15 protein-coding genes are annotated in these 17943 nt (G+C 26.4%); 2 read left to right on the forward strand and 13 right to left on the reverse strand.

Features of this window, described 5'->3' with window-relative positions:
- Nucleotides 1–45 precede the first annotated feature (45 nt).
- Nucleotides 46–2241: a transglutaminase domain-containing protein gene (locus ACEXNK_RS02115; protein ID WP_373600450.1), complete on the reverse strand. Its 2196-nt coding sequence runs from the start codon at nucleotides 2239–2241 to the stop codon at nucleotides 46–48.
- Between the two features lie 272 nt (nucleotides 2242–2513).
- Between ACEXNK_RS02115 and ACEXNK_RS02120 the strand changes: the two genes are divergently transcribed.
- Complete coding sequence (locus ACEXNK_RS02120) at nucleotides 2514–3347, forward strand: MerR family DNA-binding transcriptional regulator (RefSeq protein WP_373600451.1); 834 nt, start codon at nucleotides 2514–2516, stop codon at nucleotides 3345–3347.
- Between the two features lie 110 nt (nucleotides 3348–3457).
- Here ACEXNK_RS02120 and ACEXNK_RS02125 read toward each other — a convergent pair whose 3' ends face one another.
- Complete coding sequence (locus ACEXNK_RS02125; protein WP_373600452.1) at nucleotides 3458–4573, reverse strand: serine hydrolase domain-containing protein; 1116 nt, start codon at nucleotides 4571–4573, stop codon at nucleotides 3458–3460.
- 268 nt (nucleotides 4574–4841) lie between these two features.
- Here ACEXNK_RS02125 and ACEXNK_RS02130 point away from each other — a divergent pair, with 268 nt between their 5' ends.
- A complete protein-coding gene (locus tag ACEXNK_RS02130; protein ID WP_373600453.1) occupies nucleotides 4842–5105 on the forward strand; it encodes a hypothetical protein in 264 nt (87 codons plus the stop codon).
- An 86-nt stretch (nucleotides 5106–5191) separates the two neighbouring features.
- Here the strand turns inward: ACEXNK_RS02130 and ACEXNK_RS02135 are convergent, their stop codons facing one another.
- The 11 genes from ACEXNK_RS02135 to ACEXNK_RS02185 form a co-directional block, all read right to left on the reverse strand.
- Nucleotides 5192–5860 carry an ABC transporter ATP-binding protein gene (locus ACEXNK_RS02135; RefSeq protein ID WP_373600454.1) on the reverse strand — a complete coding sequence of 223 codons (669 nt, stop codon included), beginning with the start codon at nucleotides 5858–5860 and terminating at the stop codon, nucleotides 5192–5194.
- Nucleotides 5861–5922: 62 nt separating this feature from the next.
- The gene (locus tag ACEXNK_RS02140) at nucleotides 5923–8475 is read right to left on the reverse strand and encodes an FtsX-like permease family protein (RefSeq protein ID WP_373600455.1); all 2553 of its coding nucleotides are present in this window, start codon (nucleotides 8473–8475) and stop codon (nucleotides 5923–5925) included.
- A 21-nt stretch (nucleotides 8476–8496) separates the two neighbouring features.
- Complete coding sequence (locus tag ACEXNK_RS02145) at nucleotides 8497–8886, reverse strand: DUF3139 domain-containing protein (protein WP_373600456.1); 390 nt, start codon at nucleotides 8884–8886, stop codon at nucleotides 8497–8499.
- Nucleotides 8887–8959: 73 nt separating this feature from the next.
- Complete coding sequence (locus ACEXNK_RS02150) at nucleotides 8960–9628, reverse strand: hypothetical protein (RefSeq protein ID WP_373600457.1); 669 nt, start codon at nucleotides 9626–9628, stop codon at nucleotides 8960–8962.
- 192 nt (nucleotides 9629–9820) lie between these two features.
- Nucleotides 9821–11263 carry a GHKL domain-containing protein gene (locus ACEXNK_RS02155; protein ID WP_373600458.1) on the reverse strand — a complete coding sequence of 481 codons (1443 nt, stop codon included), beginning with the start codon at nucleotides 11261–11263 and terminating at the stop codon, nucleotides 9821–9823.
- On the reverse strand, nucleotides 11257–11970 hold the full coding sequence (locus ACEXNK_RS02160) for a LytR/AlgR family response regulator transcription factor (protein ID WP_373600459.1): 714 nt from the start codon (nucleotides 11968–11970) through the stop codon (nucleotides 11257–11259). The genes ACEXNK_RS02155 and ACEXNK_RS02160 overlap by 7 nt, the downstream gene beginning before the upstream one ends.
- Nucleotides 11971–12155: 185 nt before the next feature.
- Nucleotides 12156–13208: a PLP-dependent cysteine synthase family protein gene (locus ACEXNK_RS02165; protein ID WP_373600460.1), complete on the reverse strand. Its 1053-nt coding sequence runs from the start codon at nucleotides 13206–13208 to the stop codon at nucleotides 12156–12158.
- A 135-nt stretch (nucleotides 13209–13343) separates the two neighbouring features.
- Entirely contained in the window at nucleotides 13344–14321 is a 978-nt protein-coding gene (locus ACEXNK_RS02170; protein ID WP_373600461.1) for a DMT family transporter, read from the reverse strand.
- Nucleotides 14322–14593: 272 nt separating this feature from the next.
- Nucleotides 14594–15190: a hypothetical protein gene (locus ACEXNK_RS02175; RefSeq protein WP_373600462.1), complete on the reverse strand. Its 597-nt coding sequence runs from the start codon at nucleotides 15188–15190 to the stop codon at nucleotides 14594–14596.
- Nucleotides 15191–15343: 153 nt separating this feature from the next.
- The gene (locus ACEXNK_RS02180) at nucleotides 15344–16042 is read right to left on the reverse strand and encodes an NAD-dependent protein deacylase (RefSeq protein ID WP_373601538.1); all 699 of its coding nucleotides are present in this window, start codon (nucleotides 16040–16042) and stop codon (nucleotides 15344–15346) included.
- A gap of 246 nt (nucleotides 16043–16288) precedes the next feature.
- Nucleotides 16289–17683, reverse strand: a complete 1395-nt coding sequence (locus ACEXNK_RS02185) for a zinc ribbon domain-containing protein (protein WP_373600464.1) — start codon at nucleotides 17681–17683, stop codon at nucleotides 16289–16291.
- Nucleotides 17684–17943 lie beyond the last annotated feature (260 nt).

Consider the following 17943-nt stretch of genomic DNA (forward strand, 5'->3'; position numbering starts at 1 on the left):
TTTACTTTATTAATCTAGATATTAGATTATTTTTTAATATAAACTCTATAAATTTCTATAAAATGATCTGTATGATGTTCTTTCTGAAACTATTTTCGGTAATGTATTTGTTTTTCTGTATTCATCAGTTAATGTATCATACGATTTTTTCATTTGGTTGTAAGCATTTTGCATTGTATCGTATGATAACAACATACTTTGATACCAAAACTTAGTCGTTTCATAATATCTCTTAGCATTTATATAATCCTGATATCTACTGTGTAAACTATAAACATCTGTCTTTTTCCCTAGCATGCTTGCTATTCTTATTGTTAAATTTCCTTCTTTGTAATCATAAGTCGTTTTGAAATTTTTATAGTGTTCCTGATATAATTCTTCTATTCTACTGATAACTGCATTTCTTTCATCAATATTATAGCTGCTATTATATCTATATACAAGTTGATTTAAGTCATCCATTTTCTTAATATCAGCATATGGATCTTCTGTTACTGATGTTGGTTTCTCTGGCGCCGGTTCTGTAGGTGTTGGTTCTACTGGCTTCGGTTTCTCTGGCGCTGGTTCTGTAGGTGTTGGTTCTACTGGTTCCGGTTTCTCTGGCGCTGGTTTTATAGGTGTTGGTTCTACTGGTTTTGGTTTCTCTGGCGCTGGTTCTATAGGTGTTGGTTCTACTGGTTCCGGTTTCTCTGGCGCTGATTCTATAGGTGTTGGTTCTACAGATTCAGGTTTCTCTGGCATCGTCTCAGTAGGTGTTGGTTCTACTGGTTCCGGTTTCTCTGGCATTGATTCTATAGGTGTTGGTTCTACTGGTTCCGGTTTCTCTGGCATTGATTCTATAGGTGTTGGTTCTGTAGATACCGGCTCTACTAATGAAATAGGCATTATTACACTATATGGATCATTTAATAATGGGTTATTCCAGCTTTGATTATATGACAACAGATTTAATTTTAAATTTGAGCCATCAAGCTCTATGCTATCTACCCTTATAGAATTCATTGGTGCAGATTTTCCATGTTCATCCTTAAGTATTTTAAGTGATTTAAGATCTTTCAATTCTACTTCACCAATAGGATTATTTAAATTAGACAAATAAAATGCTTCTGCTTTTTTATTTTCTACATTCATCTTTATTACTACTGTCTTGTCACCTATTTTTACTATTGGCTTTTCAATTCTGTCTTTTACTGTTTCTAATGTATTATTGTTTGGATTGTAAACTTTTAAATCCACTGTTTTATCTATATTCCATCTTTCTGAAAAATTATAGTGGTTATTAAAAAAGTAAAACTTATCATTCTCAAAAGTTGGTTTTTTTACACCATATATACCGAATGGATTTTCATCTCTATCTGTATTATGTAAATTTTTGAATTTTTCATCTGGTGCCTGATGTCCTGACTGAGCATCTAAATAATCAGATGATTTTAAAAAATAATTATATGTCAATTCATCCTCTTTAAGACCAACTGGATCATTATGTGTTACGTCAATATTGTACCATTTACCATCAACTTCTACTATGTTCCACGTATGATTCATATCCATACTTGTAACTCTATATGATTTAATATCTAGTCTTTTCATAATCATCGCAAATGCTTTTGCATACGACTCACAAACTCCAGTTTTATCTAATAGTACTCCATATGGCGTATATGCATGTGGATTACTTTCAATATTAGTAACAGCTGCATTATTATATTGTGCTGTAGTAGCTAGGTAATTATTAACCCAAAATATTTTTTCAGCTGTTGTCAGATTTTTAGGTATCATTGCAACTACTCTATCTACTTCTTCAACTACCTGATTGTGTTCTTCAATTGTCTCCTCCCAATGCATATTAGTCATAAAAATTTTCATACTTCCATCTCTTTGATATCTTCCTCTAAAGCTACAAGTTCCTCTAAATGCATAAAAATCCGCATCTGCGTATTCAAGATACTTAATTACATTTTTAACAAATGGTTCTTTGTTCTGCCATGTTGCACCGCAAGCATCAAACAAATCCGTTACCTCTACCTCATCAGGCCTGTCTTTTATCCTTGCAGCTAAATCGTTTGCAAGAGATAAATTAGTCTGGCTAACTGATTCTCCAGCTATATTTACAACTTTTGGTTCATTAAGATTGATTTCTTCTGCAGCATATACAACGTTTGCGGGAATTACTTTCCAAAAAAACGGTGTCATTACAAATGCGCCTAATAACAAAATACCTAACGCTTTATTTCTTTTCATAAATGTCTCCTCCCATAATGTTTTGTCCACAATTTAACTTATTCGGAAATTTCTGTAAATTCTTTATAGTAATTTATTATTTTTTAGGAATTTTTTGGATAAATTAATATAATTGAAATGTTCATAGAATAATTGATATTATACTTATGCATTATTAAATCCTTCGTTTAGCAAAATTTCACTGCTTTATTTTTACTTTACTTAAAATACCTAGATATAGTGATATAATTGGATATATATTAAATATTTAGTATTTCAATAGGGGTGATAGTATGAAGCTTTCAATAGGGGAAGTTAGTAAAATTTTTAATATAAGTAAAGAAACATTGAGATATTATGATAAAATAGGGATTTTAAAACCTGAAGTTAACGATGAAAATGGTTATAGATATTATCAGTTTAAGCATTTAGAGCAATTGAGCTTGATTCTTGGAATAAAACTTTTAGGAATTTCCTTGTCTGATATAAAGAAAACTATAGGAAGTGAAGACTTAAATGAATATAGGAATTTAGTATTAAAACAAGAAGAAATACTTAAAGTAAAAAAACAAGAATTACAACGTTTAGAATATCACTTAGAGAAAAGTAAGAAAATATTAGATGTGGTAGCTAATTTTGAAAATGAGTATAACTTTGAAAATCTAAAACCAATTCATAAAGAAGGTAATCTTTATAAATTAGATATTAAGAGTTTTTCCGATTCAAATATTTCTTCAGTTGATATTTTATCTTTAGAAAAAGATCTGTCTTGCTTAAATGAAGAGATGAACTATACTTATATTTATCTCTATAATGTTATTGATAATGCTAAGGTTCAAGAAATTGAAGATATTATTTTCATAAAAGAAAATCCTCAAAATAATAATATATTAGAAAAGTATCTAAATAAAGATATTATAAAATCTATAAAAAAAGATATCAATGGTAATTATATTTCAGTTAATTTTTACGGAAGTGTTGATCAAATAAATGAATACATATTATCTCTTAATAAGTATTTTGGATGTTCTTACAATAATTTTGCTTATGTAACATATGAATTTTATTTACCTAAAAAAACAGACGATGTCATGTACTTTGTTAATATAAATTTAAATATTGATTAATTCATATTTAACAATTTATCAATATATTTTAAAAATGTAATTTACTCAAGTATGATAACAAAAAAGCACACATTACCCTAAAAAGATAATATGTGCTTTTTGCTACTTAATTATGATGATATGCTATCTGCAATTTTTCTAAATAATTCAACTGTTTTTAATTCATGATCAGTATCCATGAACCCAGGGTGAGCACTTGTTTTTATTATAATAACACCTTTTTTGGGGTTAATATATATCCACTGACTATATATGCCAATAGCCATAAATTCTCCTTCATTACCTTCTGGTACCCACCACTTATACCCATATCCAAGGGCACTATAAGAGTCATTATTTGCACCAGGTCTTAAGTGAGGTTCACTTATATCAACTGAATCTTTAATCCAATTATATGGAATTATTTGTTCATTATTATGCTTTCCATTATTTAAATATAGTCTTGCAAAGCGTGCATAATCTCTTAGAGATATACTTAATCCACCCATAGCAAGTTCTTTATTATTACTTAATGTCCAATAAGCATCATTTTCAACGCCTATACGTTTCCATATTTTTTCTTCTAAGTACTGACTTAAACTTCTCCCAGTAGCATTAGTAATTACTTCTCCTATTATCTCTGTGTTGATGCTTGAGTATTTTCTATATTTGCCTGGCTCATTTTTCATTTTTAGCTTTGCGATATATTTAATAGCTGGCCTTCCAAGTAACATTGAAATTGACATCTTGCTCATATCACTATCTTCATCAAAATCAATCCCAGAAGACATTTGTAAGCAATCTTTTATAGATATTTTCTCTAAATCACTACCTTTTAACTGTGGTACATATTTACCTATAGGGTCATTTACACTACTTATGTCTCCTTCCCCAATAGCTATTCCAAGTAATGCAGATACAAATGATTTACAAACGGAATTAGATGATAGTAAGGTGTTTTCATTAGCTCCTAAAAAGTAATTTTCATATTTGATTTTATCATTTTCAACAACTATTAATCCTGTGGTATCAGTTTCTTGCAAAAACTTATTAACTTCAAAATTTTCCCCCTTAAATTTGAACATATCTGGTAAAGGATTTAAGTCTTTTTTTAATGTAGATATATTATTTCCTTTATTAATTTTTCTAGAAGGTTGAATTTGATACATGGTTTGAAAACTCTCTGCAAGATTTTCTTGTTTAAATGCACTTAAAGATTTATACAAAAGTTTAGCTTTTTTAATCATAATTATGTTCCTTTCACACTTTAAAATAAATTTAATTAGGCCTAACTTAATTAATATTCTAAAGTATGAAGTAACTTCAAGGTCAATTATAAACTTTAAAATTACCATACTAACAACTCTTATTTATGAGTATCTACCATATAGTTAATTTTATTGTACATATATATTTTGATTTTTCTTAATGCATTTTTTAATCAAAATAGGTAAAAATACTTATAAAATGAATTAATACTATATTGAATAAAATATAAATTGGGAGGTATATTTTATGAGTCTAGAAACACCTATAAATTATAATTGTAATATTGAATGTCCGAATTGTGCACATACATATTTATATAACTTTAAAATTGATGATCTTGATAAATTCAACGCTAATAAAAACTCAGAAGGATTAGAAACAAAGTATAAATTTATATCTTATTTAATTTGTAAAAATCCTGTGTGTAATTATGATATTGAGCTCAAAGGTTATGTTTTAGAGTACCCTGAAAATTTATTAGATTCAATAGAAATAACAAATTTAAAGTAAATTTGTTATTAATCTATTATGATTAAGTTACATATAAAAACCAGCCATATATTTTGTATAAAATTTTATATGACTGGTTTTTACAATTAGTTAAATACAATTCTCCCATCGCTAATAGTTATAATATTATCAGCACTTTTAGCTATTTCGTCATTATGAGTTATCATAACTAATGTTTGTTTATATTCATTAACGCAAAACTTTAATATATCCATTACTTCTTTAGTAGTTTTACTATCTAAATTTCCTGTAGGTTCATCTGCAAATATAATTGACGGTTTATTTGCAAGTGCACGAGCTATAGCTACCCTTTGTTGTTGTCCCCCTGATAATTCATTAGGAAATTTATTGATTTGAGATTCTAACCCCAATTTAATTATTAAATCTTTTATGTACACCTTATCTTCTTTTTTACCGCTAAGTGAAACCGGAAGTACTATATTATCATAAATATTTATAACCGGTATTAAATTATAACTTTGAAATATAAATCCAAACTCTTCTCTTCTTATTTTAGAAAGTTTATCATCATTTAAAGTATATAAATCTAAATCATCCATAAATACTTTTCCAGAAGTCGGTTTATCAAGTCCAGCCATGCACTGAAGTAATGTACTTTTTCCAGAACCACTTTGTCCAATTATAGATGTAAACTTATGTGGTTTTATTTCTAAACTTATTCCATCAATGGCCCTAACTTCACTATCACCCTTGCCATATATCTTTCTTAATCCCGTAACTCTTAAAGTTTTCATAATTTATCCCCCTAATACAATATTTATTTTGTATATTAATATTTAAATAGATTTTTACTTAACTAGCCTTTATCTTTTATACCTTCAATAATATTCATGTTTTTAAAATCTCGGTTACTTGTAACTACTGCTACTAAACATACTGTAATAGATAAAATTAAAAATATTATTGATTCTTTAAAAGGGAATGTAAATGACATAAAGTTGTCTACTCCATAGTTTTTATAAGCATCATTGTTCCAATTTGCATATTTAATTAGCTTCATTGTAGCTGGTATTAAAGCAATTAAAAAGCTTAATATTGCATAAGATAACGCTTCATAAATAACCATCTTTTTCATATTTCTTATACTTAACCCTATTGATCTAAGTGTAGAAATTTCTTTTTTTCTTATAAGCAAGTTAGTTCTTATTGTACAAAAAATATTAATTCCCGCTATTATTAAAACTAAACTTATAGTTGCTATTTGTGATTTAATAAACTCTTTCCTTCCATCACTTTGCACCTTATCAAAGGCTAATTTACTTTTAATCTTAGATAAATGAATACCACTTGAAACTTCTTCTACTTTATCACTTACAGCTTTATCATTAGAATCTTCTAAGTTTATACCTAGTTTAGTGTATTTTTGCTTTCCAGTAATACCTATAGCATGATTGTTAGATGTTACAATTTCAAAGTTACGACCTAGATCCCCATCTCCCATAGCCATCCAGTTAGGTTTTAAAGTTGCCGCTACTCTTACTTGACTTTCTTTGTATGTATTTTCACCATTTTCTGTAGTTGGTACTTTTATATTTAAAATGTCTCCTACTTTTAAATCTGCAAATACTTTCTTGTCACTCTTGTCATAAAAATAATTGTATACAGCTACATTTGGATAACCATTAGTTACTTTTCCTATATCATTGAGGCTTCCATCTTCTAAAAACTCTTTCATATTTTCATTTATATAATCATTTCCATAGAATTTCAAATCTATTTCATGTTTCATTTGTTCTTTATCTTTTATTCCACTTAGCATTTTAAAACCTTTATCTACTTTATAATTTTTAAAGTCAAATAGTACTTTATCTGCTTGTATTGTATTTATACTTTTTACACCATCTATATTTTTTAGTTTATTTATATCACTATCACTATAGTTTGCAACCTCTGTATCTGTATTTGGTCCAAACTCTATTGATACGTCATATCTTTCTTGCATATCCTTAATTTTTTCACTTATTTCATTCTCCATACTTGTAAAGGTAGTTAAAAATACATATCCTCCTAGAGCAATTGAAAGCATTGAAATAAAAGCTCGCCCTTTATTTCTTCCAATATTTCTAAGCCCCATGAATCCATAGAATCCAAATATTTTATTAAAAAGCTTACTTATTTTATAGCTTCCAATATGTTCTTTAAACTTCTCACTACTCTTTGTAGCTTCTATTCCTGATATTTTACCAACCTTTATTATAGGTATAATACAAGAAACTAAAATAGAAATTACTCCTGTTATTATAGCTTTTATAATATTTGCCTTACTTACATATAACTTTGGATTAATCATTGCTTCTTCATATATATAAGGTTTAAATATATTAATTCCTATATATGAAAATATCGTTCCTAATATTAATCCAACTATTATACCTAAAATCATTATAATTAAAGCTTGATATAATACCATAGCTCTAACACCTTTTTTACTAGAACCTATTAGTCTAAGTAATCCAGTTTCTTTTATAGTTTCATTTAAAGTAATATTAAATATATTAAATACAAATATTGCTGATGTAATTATAATTAAAGCTTCTTTTTTATAGTTACTGGGGTCATCTTTCTCTATTTTTGTATCCATTAATTGTCTAACAAGTGGCATGTTTGGTGTATAAGTATCCTCACTAAAATTGTTTTTGCCTACTATGCTATATGCTTGTTTATCAATATTTTGCCATCCACTCTTCAAGCTAAGTAAACTATCATAGGTAATATTATCTTGTAGTATTAAGTTATTTGGTTCACTATTGCCATAAGTAAGAGCTTCAAATGGAAAGTATATATCAAAGAAATCATAAAATCCTTTTGGTTTTTTTATAATACCCACAAGTTTAAATTCTTTATTTTCAGTATGTACTTGGCTATTTCCTTTTGAATCTGTGTACTTCTTTTTTACTGTAAATTTTAATGTGGAATTTAGTTTATCAGAAATATTCATATCTTCTAAAGCTTCTTTTTCCATTACTATTTCATTGTTATTATTTAGAAGTCTACCTTCAACTAGCTTTCCTGATTTTTTAGTTATGTAGTTTTTATCTGCTGATTTTAGCGGAAATGAGTTTCCTTTTTCATCTACTAAATTTCCTAAATTTTGAACTGTAGTAATATTTGATACATCCTTTTCATTTTTAAGTTTTTTAGTATCTTCAGCATTCAAATTACTAAACTGTGCATGATAACCCCCATAGATTTTATGTATTGCCTTTACTGTGTTTTTATTTTGAGATTCTTTTATAACGCTAGTCCCAAATATTAGAACCACACCAAGTGCAACCCCTAATATTAATAGTATCGTTCTTAGTTTGTTTCTCTTTAAATATGCCAATGCCATTTTTAAATATATCCCCATAAAATTTCCTCCCTTTATAATTTATTTCTCCAAGTAAATTGGTGGGTATTTTAAATTTTCAAGTTCTTTATAGCCTTTCAATTCCTTATTATCATTGGAGTCATATATCTGCAATAAAACGTGATTTACACGTTGTGCATAGTAGTCATCACTATAAAAATATTGATATTCATATTCAGGTTCGTCTTTATAATACACCTTATAAAGTATTCCATAGTAAGTTGCTCTTTTTGCTTTCTCTTTTGTAATTTTACTTATATCATCTTTTGAAACCCCTTGTTCTACCATATATTTATCAATATATTTTTCAGCTTCTTTCCAAGGTTTAAAGTAGTTATCGTATACAAAAAATCCTGTAAGTGCTGAACATACTATAATTAATATCAATAAAATAGATCTATATTTTTTCATGTAAACCTCCTTATTTTAATGTACATTTTGTTAACTTATTTAACTTTAACTATTTTATAAATTTTCTATTTCACTAAGTCTTTGGAATATCAAAATCATAGTCACAACTTAATTGTAAAGTTTTAATGTATTTTCCAGACTTATTAACTTGAACAACTTGAATAGGTATAGTATTTTTATAAGGAAGTTCTACAAGCCCTTCTTCTTCATTAAATGTTTTTTTAACTACATCAAAAAACTCTTTTTCTGTTAATTTAGTGTTTGTTAATGACTTATATATATTGTATATAGCTTTAGCATACTTATCCTTTTGAGATAATTCCATATTCTCAGGATATTCCTTAGCACACAAAATACTTAGTATAGCCTTATCCTTTTTATAATCTTCAGACATAGAATAATTTAGACTTTGAATAGATTGTGTAGGTGGCTTTTCAAATCCTCCAAGAGATAGTACAAAACTACCATCCGTAGGTGACTCAACGATACTAAGACCACTGTCTGTTATAGATTTTGAAAACTTTTTAGACATATCTTTTTTAACATTATTAATACCTTCTTTAGAGTGCATTTTTTTTGAGTAATCTTCAAAGAGTTCAATAGATTCATTTTCTTTATTTACTTTAATTGAATCTTTAATTGGGTTTTTTGATGAATTTTCAAAGGGAATACATCCTACCATTAAACCTACACTTATACTTGAAACTACTATAATAGCTAATATCGATTTCTTTACCTTCATACATTTTCTTCCTCCATTTATATTTCTACTTTTCACATATTTATTAATGCTTTCCTCTATTACTTTAGCTACTTTAATAAATATGAGAAAACTCATAAATTCTTATAATACAAAAATAAGGACATTACCTTTTGTTATTAAAAGATAACATCCTTATTTTTCATCATCAATATGTATGCCCCAACTAGTAGGTTAATCGACCCAACTGTCAGTATTTTGATTAAGTGGTATGTATATATTTAGTACAAACTTATTTTTATCATCTTCAAATAATAATTCTCCATTATATTTTTCTAAAGATGATTTAATACTTTTAATTCCTATTCCATGTGTAAATTTGTCTTTTTTGTCAGTTAAAAATCTATTTTTTCTAATTTCAATATCATTGACCTTGCTATTTTCACACTTGATTATAAAAAATGATTTTGCTATAGTTCCTTTAATTCTAATATATTTATTAATATATTCATCATTTATCTTGTCACAAGCTTCAATTGCATTATCTAAAATATTAGTAAATATACTACATAAATCTATAGGTTTCATAAAATCAATCTTTGAAAAGTTTATATCACAAGTAAATTTAATTCCTTTTTTTGTACATAGTTCACTTTTTTCATTTATTATAATGTCTAATATCATATTGCCTGTATTATGAATAGATTTAAATTCCTTAATCTCATCTTTTAAATTATTTACGTATTCATTAACTTCTTTACTGTTATTTTTAAGGTTATCTATACAATAAATATGATTATTTATATCATGATAAAGTTGCCTAACCTTCATATGAGATTCTTGAATACTTATATAGTGAGAGTATTGCATGTCTAGTTTATTTTGCATTAGTTCTTCCTGAGCTTTTAATTTATTTTCCTTTATTACTCGTCTAAATAACAATATTATTACAATACAACTAGCTACTACCAACTTTGGGATTACAAGTTGATCAAAATAATGCCATTCATCTTGTAATATAGGTATTGAATTTCTCCATTCAATTAAAATCTTGCTTAGAATAATATTATTACTAATAACATAGTTTCCCATTGTATATCTTCCAATTATATTAACAATATTAATCATTAAAGCAAGGCTCAAATATATATAATTTCTTTTTTCATTATTAAATATATGTAAACGCTTGTTAATATATAAAACTAAAGCATAGATAATTAGTATTATTATATAAGTATATATATCAATTTTTACAATTTCAAATTTAGATATTAACTTATGTACTAACAAAGCTTCCTCTGATGACGGGGAAACTCCTGTAATTATAATAAATAAAATTCTATTTAAAACCTCATAAAGCAAATCATAATAAACTCTAAATAGAAAAAAAACAATTCCATATTTAATATAGCCTATTTTATAGAAATATTTATAATACAGTCCAAAAACAATAAATATAATTATGTCAATTAAATAAGTTGTATTAGCACAATAACCTCTTGATGTAGAAAATAAACTGCTTATTTTAACTATAATATAAGTTGATAAAAGCAAAGTGTAAAATACAACTTTATCATTTTCCTGTCCTTCTTTTTTATAAGTTAATATACCTTTTAATACAGTAAATGGTATAAGTATTGATAAAATTAGTACTACCTCGTGCATAACATTTAACATATTGTATCACCAAGAAATTTTAAAAATCTCTCCTTAACCTCTTTATACCTATATCTGCTAACGGGTACTTCTTCTCCACTTTCTAGTATTGCAGTATTTAATTTTATATTTTCTATATAACTTAAATTTATTATAAAACTTTTATGACATCTTACAAATCCATCCGAATTTAAATCTTTTTCTATTTTTTCTAGACTATATTTAGCTTCAAAAGTCTTATTTATAGTATGTATTGTCATATCCTTTTTCTGAACCTCTATATACTTTATTTCATTTGAATAAATTTTGTATGTATTAGACTTGTTCTTAATTAAAATACAATGATTTTTATTTTTTTCAATTTCTTTGATACAAGTTAACATATGCTTTTTTAGCTCTTCTAATTCTATAGGTTTTAATAAATACCTGTAAGCCCTTACTTCATATCCTTCTTGTATATAATCTATTAAAGAAGTTATAAATATTATTTCCATTTCACTATCTACTTCACGTATTTTTCTTGCAGTATCCATTCCATTTAATTTTCCCATTTGTATATCTAAAAGTAATATATCTATATCCTTTAAGTTACCCTCAAGTAATTCTTCCCCACAATTATATTTTTGTATTTCATATTCTAAGTTCATATTTTTTAATATCTCATTTAAATAATTTTCTATTAAAACCTGTATTTCTCTTTCATCTTCACAAATCCCTATCCTAATCATATATCCCCCTGTATTTATAAAGTCTTTTAGTTGAATAATTTAATTATAATAAATTAATACAAGCTCATCAATTTATAAATTCAAAATCAAAATGCATACTGTGCTTGAATTTAAATTATTGAGTATTATTAAGAAATTAAAAATACCATGAAAATTTAATAATCATGGTATTTTTAATTTCTTATTTATTTGGTTTTACAAATTCTATTTATAGATTTTACAGCTATTAATTCTACATGAGATGAAATATACGTTGGCTTAAAAAGTATTTCTTTACTTAATTCAGTACTTAAATATTTTTTATTATCGTCACAAAATACAGTAGCTACAACAGAGTTTGTACCTAGTTTTTCTTGTATAACTATAGCGCCTATTAAATTCGCCCCTGATGAAGGTCCTACTCCCATTCCTAATTCAGATGCCAATCTTTGTGCCATTATATAAGCATCTGAATCATCTACTATTACAGCATTATTTAATTCATTTAAATTAACTATTTTTGGCGTAAAAGATGTTGATATACCTGGAATAGACATTGGTTCTACCGGCATTCTTTCTTTGTTATCATAGCTTGCATAAATATTTCCATTTTCTCTAAATGGTTTAGATGTACTTGGTTGTACTGGAAATAATCCTAAAAAAGGATTCTTCGTTCTTAAATATCTTCCTGTTCCCATTATAGTTCCACCAGTTCCAACTCCTGCCACAAATGCATTCAAAAGCTTACCTTTACTTATTAATTGTTGCCATATTTCAGGACCTGTAGTTTTAAAATGTGCTTGAGGGTTATATGGATTACTAAATTGATCAGGATAATATACATTTGGCTTTTTAGATTCCTCTTTAGCTAATCTTATGCATTCATCAAAACCTTCATCAACTAAGTTAAGTTCTGCTCCAAAACTCTTTATAAGTTCTTTTCTTTCCATACTTTCAGATGATGGCATGTAAATAGAAACTTTATGATTTAAATATGCTCCCATAGCAGATAAAGCTATTGCTGTATTTCCACTACTAGCTTCAACTATTGTATCATATGGCTTTAGTTGTTTTGTTTTATAAGCATTTCTAAGTATATTTATTTGCATTCTATCTTTTATACTGCCTGTCATATTAAAACTTTCTACTTTAGCATAAACAGATCTTTCTTTTCCCTTGTATTTGTATATAATCTCTACCATAAGTGTATTTCCTACTAAATAAATTAAATTATTAGGAATATTTTTGTATTTATTCATTGTTAGCTCCTCGCCTAAATAATTTTTTTTACTATATACCTATGTAATTAGTTTATTAAATGTTATTTATATATTTCATTTAAATAATAAAAAGGATATCAACTAATTAGTCAATATCCTTAGCTTTTAAATATATTATTCTTTTTCAGATGTTATTTTTGCCTTAAAATTCATACGATTTGCTAGTGCAGGTGGCAGATACCCAACTAATACAGAAGCTGCATTTTGGATATAGTCTAAAACTGTTGAGCCTAATGATGCTAACACAACTATAATTGCACCTAAAACTTGAAGTCCTGTCATAGTTTCTTTGAAAATTATTATTCCAACTATAGCTCCAACAACTACTTCTAGAGCAGAAAGTATACTACATGTAGTAGTATCTATGTATAGCGTTGACTTAACAAAGCATACGTTAGCTACCATTGTACATAATATACCTACTCCAAATAAATCAAACATTAATTTCATATTTCCTGAAGCTATCTTGTTTGCCATAAAAGAAAAATCTGTTACAAAAGATAAAGCAATTGCTGCACCTAAAAATCCATATACAAGCATTGTGTCTCTTTCATATTTCTTTGCAAAGTATCTAGGAATCATAATTTGTAGTGCAACTCCAAATCCATTTGCAAGTCCTGCTAAAATACCTATAATATCCATACTAGTTCCACTTGATCCTGTTAAGTTTGCAACTAATATTGCTCCAAAGATACAAATTCCAATTGTAACAACTGTTTGTAAACTTAATTTTTCTTTAAATACTATAACACCTAAAAGTGCAACCCATATAGGGCTCATAAACATTAATACAGTAGCAACTGCCACAGGAATTCTTTCTACTGAAATTCCATAAAAAGTAAAACTTGCTGCATAAGCAACAATCCCATAAATAAAACAAATAATAAGTCCTTTAAAATCAATTTTTAAAATAGATGGTTCTTTTATTGCTTTTATCAATAAAAAAACAACCCCTGCTAATAAACAACGTACGAATGAAACTTCATATGAAGAGAAGTTTTCTGCTGAAAGTCCTCTTACAAATATCCCCATAATTCCCCACATCACCGCTCCTATTATAGCAAGTAACATACCTTTTCTTTGTGCGTTCATTTAACTATCCCCATTCTATGTAATTATAATTCCAAATCATTATAACTTAATTTTTCATAATTTAAAAGCTTTTATTTTTATGTTACAAAATTTTTTTCAATCTAATGAAAAACACTGTATTTTTCAATTTATTCATAAATATTTATTGATCATGGTTTATTTAAAAGTAAAAAGATATCGACTTTTAATCGATATCCTTCTCTTTTAATAGATTACTGATTACTATATAAATTTATATATAAGACAATCATTAAATCTAAATATTTTTTTAACTATTTTATTTCAATTGATTCTCTTTGTATTTCATTTAGATTTTCATCAAATCCATAGCTTAATAAGTAGTATTTCTTCTCATTTTTTTCGTTAACCCAACTTATACAATACATTGGTATGGTTTCGGGTTCATGAATTCTTATTAATAATGCACTATTTTTATCTAGTGAAATATTGTCTAAGTTATTATAATTTAAGTCGTAGTATTTTTCTAAGTACTTATCTATATCAAAGTTTTCATTGTAAAATTCTTCTCCTAATGTATGAACTCTGATATCTTTTATATGTGTATTTGTTTGTATTAGTAAAAGTACATTGTCTTTGTTTTTAGCGTAGACATATATTGTTTTGTCTTTAACTTTTGATTTTAAATCCTCTATATCTTCATCAGTTTTATAATAAACTTTGTCTATATAAACGATACTTTCTATAGTTTTATCAATATTATCTTTATTGCTATCTTTATCTATGTTTTCTTCGACCTTTTGATTTTTATTTATGTCATTATTTTTATCATTTTCATCTATATACACATTAGTTTGAGTACATCCAGTTAAAAATATAACCATTAAAGAGCTAATAATAACTTTTTTCATAGTCTCCACCTTTTAAACTATATTAGCTATTGTTTATATAGCTTATTATAAGGTTATGATAGTTATATATATATTTGATACTATATGTGTATAACTGTAATCTTTTTGTTTTAAAGTTAAATCTCTACCCCTACCTCGTGAAACACGACCCCCTTATTTATTGTCTAATATAGCTTCTTTAAGCACTTCTCCTATTGATTCATTTATTACTAAAGTATTATTTTTATTGATATTTATATCATCTCTATTTATTACAACAATATTTTTACCTTTGAAATAATTAATAAATCCAGCAGCAGGATAAACAACTAATGAAGTTCCACCGATTATTAATAAATCAGCACTGCTTATAGCTGCTACAGACTTATTAATAACATCATCATTTAAAGCTTCTTCATATAAAACTACATCTGGCTTTACAATAGATCCACATGCTTCACAATGTGGTATAATCCCAGGTAAATTTAACATCCCATCTAAATCATAAAACTTACCACAGTTTTCACAGTAGTTTCTATGAACAGAACCATGTAATTCAAAAACATTTTTACTGCCTGCCATTTGATGAAGTCCATCTATATTTTGAGTAATTATAGCTTTTAGTTTTCCTCTTTTTTCAAGCTCTACAAGTGCCTTGTGTGCATTGTTAGGTTTTGCATCTTTGTATATAAGCTTGTCTTTATAAAAGCTAAAGAATTCCTCTGGGTGCATTACATAAAATGAGTGTGAAACTAATTGTTCGGGAGTAAATCTTTTGTTTAGTTTTTCATTGAATAATCCATTAGAACTTCTAAAGTCTGGTATTCCTGATTCTGTTGAAGTTCCCGCTCCTGGTTCCAAAAATATATACAAATGTACTCATATTAAGAAAATTTAATATATATTAATTAGATAATTCGCACTTATTCTATCTTCGGATAGTTTTAAGCCTTGGATGTACCAGTTAAGTGCATATAATTAACACTTTATCCTACAACCGTATCTTTAATTATGTGTTGCCAAAATGAAATCTTAAAACTTATTTAACCCTCGTATTTTACGATAAAATACATGCTTCATATTTATGATTTACATATATTTGTGATTAAATAATATCTATTAATTTAAACTAACTCTATTTTCTAAAATACTTTTAACTTTTGTAAAGTTTGTATATAAACTAATTTCTTTATCATATTTTCTATTTAATATATTCTTACTTGCATTAATATCAGAATGTAAATTGCCACATTTACTACATTTAAATATATCTTCTTTTCTATCTCCAAAACTCCCACATATGCTACATATCTTACTTGTATAAGCAGGATTTACATAAGTGTAGATTATATTGTTATAATCACATTTATACTCAATTCTCTCTCTTATATATCCTTTTATCCATCTTGATAATTTACATTTTACATTTTTAGGATATGTTTTATTCCAATTAACAAAATCTAAATTTTCCATAACTATTTCCTTTGGTTTCTCAGTTTTTATTAATTCATTCAATGAGTAATTTATATATGATTTAACAGTTTCATCATATTTAAGTTTGTTTTTAATATATTTAATTTTACCTAAATTATTTTCAAGTATTTTATGGGCTTTATTTATATTTCCTGAATCTAAATATTTATTATATAAAGCAAAGAATCTGTTTCTAGTTAAATTAACCTTATTCAGTCTTTCAGTTTCTTTATTTAAATAAGTATTTAGATTTTCTCCATAAATTTTTCCACTTGATACTGCAAATAAGTATTTATAACCTTTATCAATTCCAATTGTATTTATATAATCTTTATGCTTTTTAGTTTTTATTTTCAAAGGACAATGAACTTCTAATTTATTACCTACTATTTTAACTTTTAGAGTATTATTTCTTTTATTATTATCGGTTAATTTAATAGGTACCCTTTTTCCTTTTTTAGCACAAGTTATATTTATACATCCATCTTTGTAAGAATATAATCCTGTATCTATTGAAAATGTAGTATTTTTATTACAATAAGGAATTTTACACTTATACTTTCTTGTGTATCTTCTTATAAGATTATTTAAGTATTTATAATTTAAATCCTTATTTTTAAATACTTTTGGAATTTCTATTTCTTTTTTAATTAAAATACAACGATAAAGTTCATTACTTTTTAAAATATAGTTTATATAGTATTTATCACAATCTCTCAAATTATCATTTTCCTTAACTTGAGCTTTAATTCTTAATTTTATATTGCTCCAACTAGATTTAATATTAGTCATAGCCTCGCTTAGTGCTAATTTCCAGTACCTAGCTGGTAACTTCCATTGTTCATAGAATTTTGATTTAACATATTCATCTCTAATTTTTCGGTCTTTTCCTAATAGTGTAATACTGTTTATCCCACTATATCGTGAAAACATATAATTTTTAACACTATTATATTTACTACCTATATACAGTAGTTCTTTTAAATTGTCTTCATCTAATTCATATGAATATTGTTTAATATTCTTTATGACAGTATCCACTATTACCACCTACCTTATGTTAAAATTATCGACCATATGTTCTTTGTAGTAATAGTTTGTGTAATATAAAATTAATTATTAGTATTTTAAAAATTTCATTTTGCCAACATTTTGGCTTACAATACGGTTGTTTTATTATCTAATTATTTGTATATATTTTTAGAGTGTTCAATTAGGTTCGTTAATCCTAACCAGTTCTCCTATGAACTTCTTATGCTTTCACATAAGCACAGACTATATCACCATCCAATATCTTGGAT

Origin of the sequence: Paraclostridium bifermentans (assembly GCF_964259345.1) — a bacterium.
GTDB lineage: Bacteria > Bacillota > Clostridia > Peptostreptococcales > Peptostreptococcaceae > Paraclostridium > Paraclostridium bifermentans_B.